Origin of the sequence: Streptococcus sp. CF8_St5-11 (assembly GCF_024295625.1) — a bacterium.
In the GTDB taxonomy this organism is placed as follows: domain Bacteria; phylum Bacillota; class Bacilli; order Lactobacillales; family Streptococcaceae; genus Streptococcus.
Map to the genome: position 1 here is coordinate 737,758 of NZ_JANCOJ010000001.1, position 12,213 is coordinate 749,970.

Annotated in this window: 9 protein-coding genes; 1 reads left to right on the forward strand and 8 read right to left on the reverse strand. The window is 41.7% G+C overall.

The features are described from left to right. Nucleotides 1–11 precede the first annotated feature (11 nt). The 5 genes from NMM13_RS03305 to NMM13_RS03325 form a co-directional block, all read right to left on the reverse strand. The gene (locus NMM13_RS03305; RefSeq protein ID WP_049491763.1) at nt 12–506 is read right to left on the reverse strand and encodes a carbonic anhydrase; all 495 of its coding nucleotides are present in this window, start codon (nt 504–506) and stop codon (nt 12–14) included. 289 nt (nt 507–795) lie between these two features. After that, nucleotides 796–2,157: a DNA repair protein RadA gene (gene radA / locus NMM13_RS03310; protein WP_368077071.1), complete on the reverse strand. Its 1,362-nt coding sequence runs from the start codon at nt 2,155–2,157 to the stop codon at nt 796–798. A gap of 10 nt (nt 2,158–2,167) precedes the next feature. Next, entirely contained in the window at nt 2,168–2,683 is a 516-nt protein-coding gene (locus NMM13_RS03315) for a histidine phosphatase family protein (protein ID WP_254728747.1), read from the reverse strand. 18 nt (nt 2,684–2,701) lie between these two features. Then, nucleotides 2,702–3,157, reverse strand: a complete 456-nt coding sequence (locus NMM13_RS03320) for an isochorismatase family protein (RefSeq protein ID WP_048716617.1) — start codon at nt 3,155–3,157, stop codon at nt 2,702–2,704. Nucleotides 3,158–3,166: 9 nt separating this feature from the next. Further along, nucleotides 3,167–3,613 (reverse strand): dUTP diphosphatase, encoded by a 447-nt coding sequence (locus NMM13_RS03325; protein ID WP_048716720.1) that lies wholly within the window; start codon nt 3,611–3,613, stop codon nt 3,167–3,169. A gap of 439 nt (nt 3,614–4,052) precedes the next feature. Here NMM13_RS03325 and NMM13_RS03330 point away from each other — a divergent pair, with 439 nt between their 5' ends. Next, on the forward strand, nt 4,053–5,873 hold the full coding sequence (locus NMM13_RS03330; protein ID WP_254728749.1) for an LPXTG cell wall anchor domain-containing protein: 1,821 nt from the start codon (nt 4,053–4,055) through the stop codon (nt 5,871–5,873). A 240-nt stretch (nt 5,874–6,113) separates the two neighbouring features. Here the strand turns inward: NMM13_RS03330 and NMM13_RS03335 are convergent, their stop codons facing one another. The 3 genes from NMM13_RS03335 to NMM13_RS03345 form a co-directional block, all read right to left on the reverse strand. Beyond that, the gene (locus NMM13_RS03335; protein ID WP_254728751.1) at nt 6,114–9,041 is read right to left on the reverse strand and encodes a YfhO family protein; all 2,928 of its coding nucleotides are present in this window, start codon (nt 9,039–9,041) and stop codon (nt 6,114–6,116) included. Nucleotides 9,042–9,058: 17 nt separating this feature from the next. After that, complete coding sequence (locus tag NMM13_RS03340) at nt 9,059–10,018, reverse strand: glycosyltransferase family 2 protein (RefSeq protein ID WP_254728753.1); 960 nt, start codon at nt 10,016–10,018, stop codon at nt 9,059–9,061. 71 nt (nt 10,019–10,089) lie between these two features. Further along, nucleotides 10,090–12,123 carry an Ig-like domain-containing protein gene (locus NMM13_RS03345; RefSeq protein ID WP_254734692.1) on the reverse strand — a complete coding sequence of 678 codons (2,034 nt, stop codon included), beginning with the start codon at nt 12,121–12,123 and terminating at the stop codon, nt 10,090–10,092. Nucleotides 12,124–12,213 lie beyond the last annotated feature (90 nt).

Consider the following 12,213-nt stretch of genomic DNA (forward strand, 5'->3'; position numbering starts at 1 on the left):
ACCCTTCTATTTTATTTCACTTCGGAGATCAATCCGGTATCCACATCATACACAGCTCCTGAAATCACTACATCCTCTGGAATCAAAGGGGAAGCTTTTAAAAGCTCCATATCTTCACGGACACTCTCTTCAATGTCTTGAAAGGGGAGGAAGTCGCGCTCTCCCACATCTACTCCCAGTTCTTTCTTTAGATGTTGCCGGAAAGCTTCGTTTTCAAAGGTTTGTGCGCCACAGTCTGTATGGTGCAAGACGACGATTTCGCGGGTTCCCATCTGTTGCTGGGAAATAACCAAGGAGCGGATCATATCATCTGTCACGCGCCCTCCAGCATTCCGCAAAATATGGGCATCTCCAAGAGCCAGGCCCAGTGCTGGTGCCACGTGAAGGCGGGAATCCATACAGGTCACGATGGCGACTTGTGTTTTGGGCTTAATCGGAAGACGGAGGTCTCCATGCAACGCCACATAAGCTTGGTTGGCTGTTAAAAAATTATCAAAATAAGACATGGTCTCTCCTTTGTTCCTTTGAAATTCAAATCATCTATTATTTTACCACATCTCACTATTTCTGTCAGAGAGGATCTCCCGTCATCTGTCACATCTGAAAAAAAGAGAGTGGGACAGAAATCGGTCATTCGTTAGAATTCGATTTCGACGTCCCACCTCCGCACAGTTGAGTAGGGCTGTAAAAGCTGATGAAATCAGCGTAGTAGAGTCCACTCAACCACTGCGTCTTGCTCGACAATCCAAAAACAATTAAGAGGCTAGGACTTTTGTCCCAGCCTCTTTTCTTCTATTAAAATACTTTCTTCAAGACTTCAGCTAGTGTACTCACACCGACCACTTGGATACCTGATGGTGTCGTGATCCCCGTCAGAGAATTTTTAGGCACATAAATCTTGGTGAAACCGAGCTTAGCAGCTTCATTGATCCGTTGTTCGATCCGATTGACTCGGCGGACTTCTCCGGTCAAGCCCAACTCTCCAACGAAACATTCTTGCGGGTTGGTTGGCTTGTCCTTGTAGCTTGAAGCAATGGCTACAGCTACGGCTAGGTCGATAGCTGGCTCATCCAACTTGACACCACCTGCAGACTTGAGGTAAGCATCCTGATTTTGAAGGAGCAAACCCGCTCGTTTTTCTAGCACTGCCATGATGAGACTAGCTCGGTTAAAATCAAGCCCTGTTGTCGTCCGCTTGGCATTTCCAAATACAGTCGGTGTCACCAAGGCCTGAACTTCCGCCAAGATTGGTCTGCTGCCTTCCATGGTGACGACAATGGCAGAGCCAGTCGCCCCATCCAAGCGTTCTTCCAGAAAGACCTGACTGGGATTGAGGACCTCAACCAGTCCACCTGATTGCATCTCGAAGATCCCTATCTCATTGGTGGAGCCAAAGCGGTTTTTGACCGCTCTCAAGATCCGGAAGGTATGGTGGCGCTCGCCCTCAAAGTAGAGCACCGTATCCACCATGTGCTCCAACATCCGAGGGCCCGCCAAGGTCCCTTCCTTGGTCACATGCCCTACGATAAAGATGGCAATGTTATTAGTCTTAGCCAGCTGCATAAGTTCAGCTGTCACCTCACGCACCTGAGAAACAGACCCCTGCACCCCTGAAATCTCAGGAGACATAATGGTCTGGATCGAGTCAATGATAAGGAAGTTGGGCTGGATGCGTTCCACCTCTGCTCGCACGCTTTGCATATTGGTCTCAGCATAGAGATAAAACTCACTGTCGATATCCCCCAAGCGCTCTGCCCGAAGTTTGATCTGCTGGGCTGATTCCTCTCCACTAACATAGAGTACCGTTCCCACTTGAGACAACTGGGTCGACACTTGGAGGAGCAGGGTTGATTTCCCGATCCCTGGATCCCCACCGATGAGGACTAGACTTCCTGGCACCACTCCTCCTCCAAGCACACGGTTGAATTCCTCCATCTCCGTCTTGGTCCGGTGAACATTGATAGAGGTCACGTCCGCCAATTTCATGGGTTTGGTCTTTTCACCTGTCAAGGATACCCGTGCATTCTTGACCTCTGCAACCTCGACCTCCTCAACAAAAGAAGACCAAGACCCACAGTTAGGACAGCGTCCTAGGTATTTGGGTGAATTGTAGGCACAATTTTGACAAATAAATGTCGTTTTTTTCTTTGCGATGATAAACCTCTTTCTAAATCTCTATCTCACACTCAATCACTTGGCAAAAATCAATGGTTTCATTCGGTACAAATTGACACATGAGCATGCGATGGGTAACCACTACAAGCTTTTGATAGTCTCGGTACTTGGCCAAACTTTCAATAAAGCGAGCTCTCATATCCTCAGCAGTTTCATATTGAATTGGGCTATCCGGAAGGAGCTTCCCATTATTTTCTAGAAACAGAGTCCGAGCTGTTTCAAAATTCTTTCTTCCACTTTCGTAGACCTGCCATTCGTGCAATAAGGGTTCCACTTTCAAAGGTAGGCCCGTAGCACAAGCCAGATAAGAAGCCGTTTCTAAAGCTCGCGTTACTGCTGAAGCTACTAGCAGATCAGCTGATTGGAACAAGGGGTTTTGGCAAAGGTCCTGAGCCTGTTTCCTTCCCTTCTCAGATAAGGGAGCTAAATCCATTCCAAATCCGGAATAAGCACGCTCCTCTAATACACGATAATCTGGCTCCCCGTGACGGACAAAGATAATCTTCATATTAAGATCCCCATAAAACTATCCAATCTTGATTCCGCAATCTTGCCACTGCTTCAGTGTTTTAGAGAATTTCTTCTGGTTGGCAACTCCGACAGCAGACAAATCGACAGAAACCTGATAATTCTCCTTAACAGCTGCCAAAATGGAAGCCTTGACACATCCATTGCCATCTACCCCTATAAACTCTATGCTTTTAGCACCGTTTCCCTCTAAAAAATCTTTTAAATCTGGATTAGTAAAGCAAGAAGCCCGACGCTTCTCAAAAATACGAGAAGATACAACCAGCAAGCCGGTCGCAAATTTCTTCTTTCTATCTTTTCTCTCCCAGAAAAAACGATTGAGAATATAGATAACTCGGTCGCTAGGATAGGTAGCAATTTTGTCATTTACAGCTGCAGTCAGTTCTTCATGATATGCTTTTCCTACAGCAACATAATCTGACTGCATGTCTACAACTAATAAATAGTCTGCCATTTTATTCCTCTATTTCCCTGTTGACCCAAATCCACCGGTCCGCACGCCGTCTGCTTCATCCCCATCTGCAATCAAGAATGGAGCAAAGACAGCCTGAACCACACGTTCACCGACTTCAAGGATGACTTCTTGGTCCGTAATATTTTTCATCTGAGCAAAGATATGGCCTTCATTTCCTGGATTGCCGTAGTAGTCTCCATCGATAACCCCAACAGAGTTGATCAAGACCAATCCCTTCTTGCGAGGATTAGACGAGCGGTCATAGAGATAGAGCACCTCAGTCGGTTGCATATAGGCCTTGACCCCAGTTGGGACGAGGACGATCTCTCCTGGTGCAATCACTGTGCGCTCTGCCACCTTTAAGTCGTAACCAGCTGCGTGTGCTGTCTCCCGTTTTGGCAACAAGTCCTGATTGGTATAGCTTGATACAAGTTCAAATCCACGAATTTTTGTCATCATGATTCCTCTTTCATTCTAAATAGTTTCTATCTCTTCTATTATACCATCACTTTGCCCTAGCGTCTCTCCTATACTACTATTCGTATTTTTTGAGTAAAAACCTCCTTTTTCACCTTCATTATTTGTAAATTGTATGATACTTTCATGGTTGTTTTCTAAAAGAAAGTGAAAGTTAATGAAACGGCTTAAAAGCCCATAATTCCTGCCTAATTTTACCAATTTTAGCTTGAAGCCAATCATTATTTTTGCTATAATTCCCTGTGTAGGGAATAATTTTAAAAGTAAAATATTTCACCCTATAAAATTATTTAATGGAGGTCGTGTCTCAGCACTCAATTCTAATTACCAACAGATAGGATTTGAAAGATCCATATCGTTAAAAGTAATCAGGTATTGATGATTAGGCACTAATTTTTTTATGAAAAGGGAAGATAAGATGAAGAATAGGAATATCAAAATTTTCTCATTTGTCCTTTGTTTAGTGGCGACACTTTTCGCTTTAGGATGGAATCGGATTTCAGCTGAAACTCCTGAGGTTTCAGTATCAGGGAAATTTGTGGATACAATCCAAAATGTTAAAGTATCAAATAATGAAGGCGGAGTTCTCGACTGGGACTTGAAACAGTGGGCAACCTTCCGAATTAACGCTGATTACGATTTGTCTGGAAAGAATGTTAAAGCAGGGGATTCAACTGTAGTTACAGTTCCAGATGCTTTGATGATTACTTCAAGTTCGTTTCAAATTCTTGATATAAATACGAAGGAAGTTATAGCAGATGCTAAAGTAAACCCAGATAATAAATCCATTACAATTACCTATACAGATTATGTTGAAAAACATTCAGATACAAGCGGATCATTCTTCTTTTACGCTCGTATCGATTTCAAAAAACACCCACAAAAAGGTGAGGTTCCAATAGAAATCACCATTAATAGGGAGACAAAAATTGCTGGTAAAGTTTCATTTACTGGTGTCGGCGACGGAAATCCTTTTCTTCTATCAAAGACTAGTTGGGTAAACGAAGGGGACAAAAAGGAAATCCAATACACGATTTCTGTCAATCGTACAAAACAAAATATTAAGAATGTTACAATCGAAGATCACTTGCAATTTACGAATGCTTCTTACGAAAAAGATAGCATTAAAATTATTAAAGGTAAATTCTCTTATGATACTGGCGAATGGGTATTCTCTGATAGAGTTGATGTAACAGACCAACATAAGATTACCATTAGCGAAGATGGTCGATCATTTGTTATCGATTTAGGTGATGTTACTGAAAATGACCAATATCGTATTGATTATAAAGTTCGTTTAAATTATGACCCTGCCGACGGAGAGGTCTTGAAAAATGAAGCAACTCTCAAAGGTCTAGGTATTGAAACCAAAAATGTAACGAATGCTGCTGCCGTTCAAATTGCTGGTGGTGCTGGTGTTGGTTATGTTTACTCAATCAATATTCATAAAGTCGATGATGCTAACCAACCACTTAAAGGTGCTAAGTTTAGAGTTGTTCGTCAAGCTAATAATCAAGTTATCGGTGAGTTTGAATCAGACGAAAATGGTAATATTGCCGTTGGTAAACTGTTAAAAGATAAATATATCTTAACTGAAATTGAAGCCCCTTCAGGTCATATCATTAAAGAAGCTGATACTGTAGTTAATGTTGAAGATTTTGGTGCTGATCATTCAGTAACGAAAACGATTGTGAATCCGAAGGAAGAAACAACGACTACAACGACTACAACGACTACAACAACTACGACTACTACGTCTACAACGACTCAAGAGCCAACAACCACTACGACGACAACTCAAGAGCCGACGACGACTACGACAACAACTGAGGAACCTACACCTACTACCACTACAACAACTCCAGAGTCAACAACAACTTCAACGACAACTGAAGAACCTACAACTACAACAACGACGACTCAAGAGCCTACAACTACAACAACGACGACAGAAGGTCCAAAACCTACGCCGACAACCACTACAACTACAACGACGACTACAACTACGTCTGAAAAACCAGTGCCTACAACGACCACTACGACAACAACGCCAGAGGGGCCAACAACGAATACGACCAAACCTGGCAACCCAGGTGATTCTGGCACGACAACTTCAAACGGAGGTCGCAAGACATTCCTGCCAAAAACAGGTGAAGCAGTCGCTACTGGTGTCATCTTGATCGGTGTTGCTATCCTATCAGGAGCCGTCATCTTGAAACGCAAGATTTCTAATAACTAATCGTTCGCATGTGCGGATCATATAAAAAAGAGGCTGGGACAAAAGTCCTAGCCTCTTAATTGTTTTTCGATTGTCGAGCAAGACGCAGTGGTTGAGTGGGCTCTACTACGCTGATTTCATCAGCTTTACAGCCCTACTCAACTGTGCGGAGGTGGGACGACGAAATCGAATTCTAACGAATTACCGATTTCTGTCCCACTCTCTTTTTGTGTGGATAACTGTTTTTGATTTTCTTAAATCCTATTGTCCTTCATCACTTCTACTTCTTCTCATTTGAATGACTAAGTAAGCAACGGAAACAATGGATAGCAAGGCACCTAGGATCACTCCTTTTTGTCTAAAGACGAATTCAACCTTATGATTTCCCTTTGAGATTGGGAACGATAAGAATGCATTCCATGCTTTTTCGGTTTTGACAAACTTCCCATCCACTTTCACTTTCCAGCCATCGCTGTATGGAATGGAAGTCATCATATAGTTACTATCATCTGTGATAGACACATCACCAACAATATGGGTATTTGAAAACTTGGTTACTTGTAAACCTTGTTTCTTCCGGTTTTCTAATACCTGTTGAATCTGATCAACGTCGGCACGATAAACACCTGCATTGCTCATATCAATGTGATCTGTTCTAAATCTAAATTCAATAACGGTTTCTTGGTTTTCAGTTTGATCTGTCAACTGCCAAATTTGTCTCTGCGTAAAAATTTTAGCATTGAGCAACCATTTATTATTGAGTAAAACCGAGTAATCTTGGTTTTGGATCAAAGATACAGGAGTAAAGAAATAATAGGTGTAATTGGTACGTGGAGTGACCTTATAACGAATAATGGCATCTTTTGACGAATCCGCTCTCTTATAGATGGCTTCTCCCGTTTCCTTATTAACCTTTTCTTCGATCACATTTTCTGTCTCGATCGAGCTGAACGCCAAGGGTTTAAAGTACTCAACGGTATCATTATTGGCCTTTTGATGCCCCTCCATGGAATTCAAAATAATATTCTGGTTAGCAAAGGCATTATTGGCACCAAATTGAATATTCCTTACCAGACTGTTCGTCCCGTATGCAAGTGGGAAGGAATTTGGATTCTTATAGACGACATAACGATTGTCCTCATAAACCTTGTCTGTGAAATAGCGATGCAGATCAAAGCGGTCTGTAAATCGATAAAAGTACATCTTATCTGGATGGGCTTCAATCTCTTTAGGATCAAAGTCCTTAGCACTCATAAAGTAACGAACACCATATAAAGCATCTGTCAAAGGTGTTCCGTTTGAATATTGGGTCGCCGCATTGACGCCAAGATCTCCCATGAAAGCAAACTGATCCATGGTGCTACGTTCCAAACTTGAGCTAAAGGTACTTAGACCCGGATAGGACACCAAGGAAGGAACCGTTCTGGAATAGGCAAAATCTGTGGCAATCCGATAGAATTTTTGATCTGCATTTTCTTGGATACTGTCTGTCACGCGCTTGACCGAAACAGTCGCATCTGCAAACTTGTGCACATCATCATACCCAAATGTTACTTGGGACAAGTACGCATTATAGCCAAACTCAAAGATTGTCAGCACTGATACGACAATCATGGATAAGCGTGAGATCTTAAAGTTTAGGATAAAGAGAATGCTCAGGTAGAGCATCGCTGTAATCCCCACTTGCGACAAGAGATAGCCTGTCTTTAATAAGACAGCAGCTAGCACTAAGATGACCGCTGCTAGAGCCATTCGAATCATTTTTTCCAATTGGCTCTTCTGAGATTTTTCCCAATACGCATAGAAGATGAAGCAGGTCACCGCTGCTATTCCCAGAACACTTAGAATAGAGAACTTAGAGAGGAAACGACTGATCGCTTGCGGTTGAGTCTTTGAGATAAAACTATACTGATGGAAATAGAGATAAACTACCGACAAGAGCAAGCCCAAGCCGATGATACAGTTGGTTCGTTTGGAAATAACGATCTTCTGCTTCATCGCTTGATAAGCTAGGACTAGCATAAAGAATGAAAACAGCCAAGAAAAACGGAAGAAGAAACCGGCTGGGTTTTGTCCCATATGCCATATCTTACTGACAAATTCATTGACAAAGGAAATCAGGAAAATGAGGGTAACAATCCCTGCAGCCCATTTTTTGGCTTTTCCAACTTTTTGCGATAGGAAATAAAAGATAAATCCAAGAAAGCCAAGCGCTCCAATATAAATATTGGGAAGGTTGGGACCCGCTGACCATCCTGATGTTGTATCAAAGCCACCAACAACCAACTTAGAAAGAATATCCAAAGGGTTAATTTGGAAGGCAAATGAGAAGGTCATGCCTCCACCAACTTGCCCCTTACTTTCAATCAGGTTGAAAAATACAGGCAAGAGCAAGACTGAGGCTGTCGCAATCCCAATAATCGAATAGATCACTGCTTGCAACAAAGGGATACTAAAGTTTTTAATCTTTGCCTTTAGATCACCTTCAATCAGCAATCTTGGCGATACATAGTAGCAGGCGTACAGAGCGATGAAAATGGAGATCATATAGCCCATGTAAAACTGAAGCAAGACCGTCAATCCTAAAGCAAAAGCATAGCGATAAGGAGATTTCCCATCTAATAGTTCTTCCAAATACACAATCACAATTGGCAGCATGATCATGGCATCATAGAAGATGACGTTCATCTGATAGGAAACCAACATCCCTGACAAGGCATAGGCCGTCGAGAATAATGGAACCAACCATTTTCTAGATTCTAATCCTTTGTAGCGCTTGATTAAAAGGAAAGCAAAGGATAGACCGATTGCCCCGTAGCGGAGCCAAATGGTTAAAAATACTGCTGCCCCAAAATATTTGAGGGGAGCTAGAATGTAGATGATGTTGAAGGGACTCATTAAATAGTAGCCGAGCACACCGATCATATCTCCACCAAGAGACTTGGTGAAAGAATAACTCAAACTAGATAGATCCCCCGTCAAGATGGCATTTTTTAGCAAGCCAAAGAAACTGATATATTGCTGTCCAAAGTCAACAGCCATCAGACTCTTGCTTCCAAAAGGATACATCCCTATAAAAGCCCACACAATGAGCATGATGGTCATTGGGAGCAGGGCACTTGCAGCATAGAGAATTTTCTTTGGATGTTTTTTCCAAAACTCTTGCCAACGCATGAACCAGATTAACATGTTTTCTCCTATCTTCTTTAGCCGATATGATTTTTCTTCGCTTGTTCGATATTGGTCTCTTCAATGATGAAATGAGGACGACGCTTCACTTCATAATAGATCTTGCCAATATACTCTCCAAGAATTCCGATGAAGATGAGTTGCACTCCGCTAAATAATATAATAGCCGCAATCGTTGTGAAATAACCACTCACATAATTCCCAGCAGCGAAGATATATTTCATCAACTCAAAAACTAGATATAAAAGAGCCAGCCCTAAACAGATGAAACCGAATTGAATACAAACACGGAGAGGACGATCATTAAAAGAAATAATTCCTTGAATCGCATAATTCAAAGATTTCTTAAAACCAAATTTGCTCTTTCCAGCCTTACGGGTTTCATTCTTATAAGGAATTACTTTCTCTTTAAAACCAATCCATTCATACAAACCTTTATTAAAGCGATTATACTCTGGCATTGACACAAAGGCTTCCATGGCTTTTCGGCTAAGCAGTCTTAATTCAGATTTCCCGTCTGTTAGGTGCACATCCATGGAGCGATTTGACAAGAAGTAAAACAAGCGTGCAAAGGAACTTCCTACAAAAGATTCTCCTTCACGAGTTCGTTGGCCACTAACAATATCATAGCCCTCATTATAAGCTTCTAAGAATGAGGGAATCAAGTATGGTGGATGCTGGAGATCCCCGTCCATGACCATCACCGCATCCCCACTGGCATATTTAAAACCAGCCAAGATACCACTCTCTCGTCCAAAATTTCGACTGAAACGGATATATTTGATGCGGTCGTTTTCTCTTGCAAATTCTTCAATTAACTCAAAGGTCTTGTCACTACTTCCATCATCGATGTAGAGGATTTCATAATCAGAGAGCTCTTTCCCTAACATTTGCTCAAGCTGATTAGAAATTTCACGATGGGTTTGAGGAAGTACCAGCTCCTCATTCAAGAGGGTTATTAAGATTGATAATTTCATCCCTTTTTCTCCATAATACATTCCCAAAAAAGAGAGAGCTCATGCTCTCCCCTTATATAGAAACTCATTGCTTATTTAATAGACAATTTTCGTTTCAATACGACTGCACCTGCTAACACAAAGGCTCCTGAGAATACAAATCCAGTTGCTGCAACTTCACCTGTATTAGGAAGAAGCGCTTTACGCCCTCCTCCATTGTTTCCACCTTTTGGTCCTGGTTGTCCAGTCGTGGTCGTCGTTGTTGATTCTTCATTTCCTGGAGTCACCGGTTTCTCTGGAGTTGTCGTTGTTGTTGTCGTTGGCGTTGGTTCTGCAGTAGTCGTTGTTGTTGTCGTTGGCTCTGCAGTTGTTGTGGTTGAAGTAGTCGTCGGCTCTTCTGTTGTCGTAGTTGTAGTAGTCGTCGGCTCTTCTGTTGTCGTAGTTGAAGTAGTCGTCGGCTCTTCTGTTGTTGTGGTTGTAGTAGTCGTCGGCTCTTCTGTTGTCGTAGTTGAAGTAGTCGTCGGCTCTTCTGTTGTCGTGGTTGTAGTAGTCGTCGGCTCTTCTGTTGTCGTAGTTGTAGTAGTCGTCGGCTCTTCTGTTGTCGTAGTTGTAGTAGTCGTCGGCTCTGCAGTAGTCGTTGTGGTTGTCGTTGGCTCTGCAGTAGTCGTTGTGGTTGTCGTTGGCTCTGCAGTAGTCGTCGTTGTGGTTGTCGTTGGCTCTGCAGTAGTCGTCGTTGTTGTTGTTGGCTCTGCAGTAGTTGTTGTCGTTGTCGTTGGTTCTGCAGTAGTCGTGGTGGTGGTTGTTGGTTCTGCAGTAGTTGTTGTGGTTGTTGTAGTCGTGGTGGTTGTTGTAGTTGTTGTAGTTGTAGTTGTTTTTTGGTCTACAATATTCTTAGCTACAGGAGATTTTGGTGTTTTGAATTCACCAGCTTCAACTACAGTATCAGCTGCCAACTCATAACCTTCTGGAGCTTTAACTTCTTTAATGATGTATTTGTCACGCAAGATGTTCTTAACAGTGAATTCACCATTAGCATCTGACTCAAACTCACCAATGATATCTTGGTTAGTTGCACGGATAACTTGGAATTTCGCACCTTTAAGTGGAGCACCGTTTTCGTCTACTTTTTTCACTTGAATGCTAAATTCGTAACCGACACCTTCACCACCAGCGATTTGGATGTTTACTTTACTATTTGAAGGGTACTCCTCTTTGTTATCACCTGCGATAGTCGCTGTATTCTTAATTTGTTCGCCGTCAACAGTTTCATAGTTAGCAACTGCTTCATATTCTACTGCAAAGTGATCGTTAACAGAAATATTACCAAAATCAATAGAGAATGACTTATCTGTTGCGTTTACAGTATAGTTAGCCGTAACGTCTTGTTTATTGTTAAGAGTCCATTTTCCATTAGCGTATTCCCAAGTACCTTTGAAGATTTTGAAACTATCCTTTTTGTAGGTAACCCCTGCTGATGTTATTGAATCTGAAAGGACTGCATTGTTGATTGCTTCGTTAGTTCTGTTTACAGAGATACGGAATCCAAGGTTTTTGTGATCTCCATTATCCCAACCAGATTTGATGATTGTGTAACGTTTACCTTCACCAACTGTTGTACTTGTTACTTTACCGTTGAATTTTACATTACCGTTAACAGAAACCTTAACAGGAACTTCACCATCATTTGGGAATTTATCTTTGTTAACACCAGCGTAGAAGAAGAATGAACCTGAAACGTCATTTTTCGTTTGAGCGAAATCTGTGAATGTCAAGACAATCTTACCAGTTTTTGCATCAACTTTTGCATCGGCAATCTTTTTACCAGTGATTGTATCGTTGATTTCAAAATCCTGAGACTTGATATCGATTGGTCCATCGATAGTGACTTCAGTTGTATCCCCTGCTTTAACATTTTTTCCTTCTAAAGCAAATTTTGCATTCAGACGGAAAGTGTCATAACGACCTAGACCGGTTGCTAATTCTTCACCTTTGCTATTTTGGATCTTGATCTCCGTGATGACATCGACTTTTTTAGACGTTTCCGCCTGTACAGTTTTAGAAAAAAGTGTCAATGACACAATCAATAGCGAACAAACTATTGACAAATAAACTGCTAACTTTTTCATTTTTTCTCCCTTTCTAGGCTGATTTTTTATAAATCAACGCATATAATATAGCAAAACATAGTGAGAAAGTCAAGATTATTGAACAAAAAA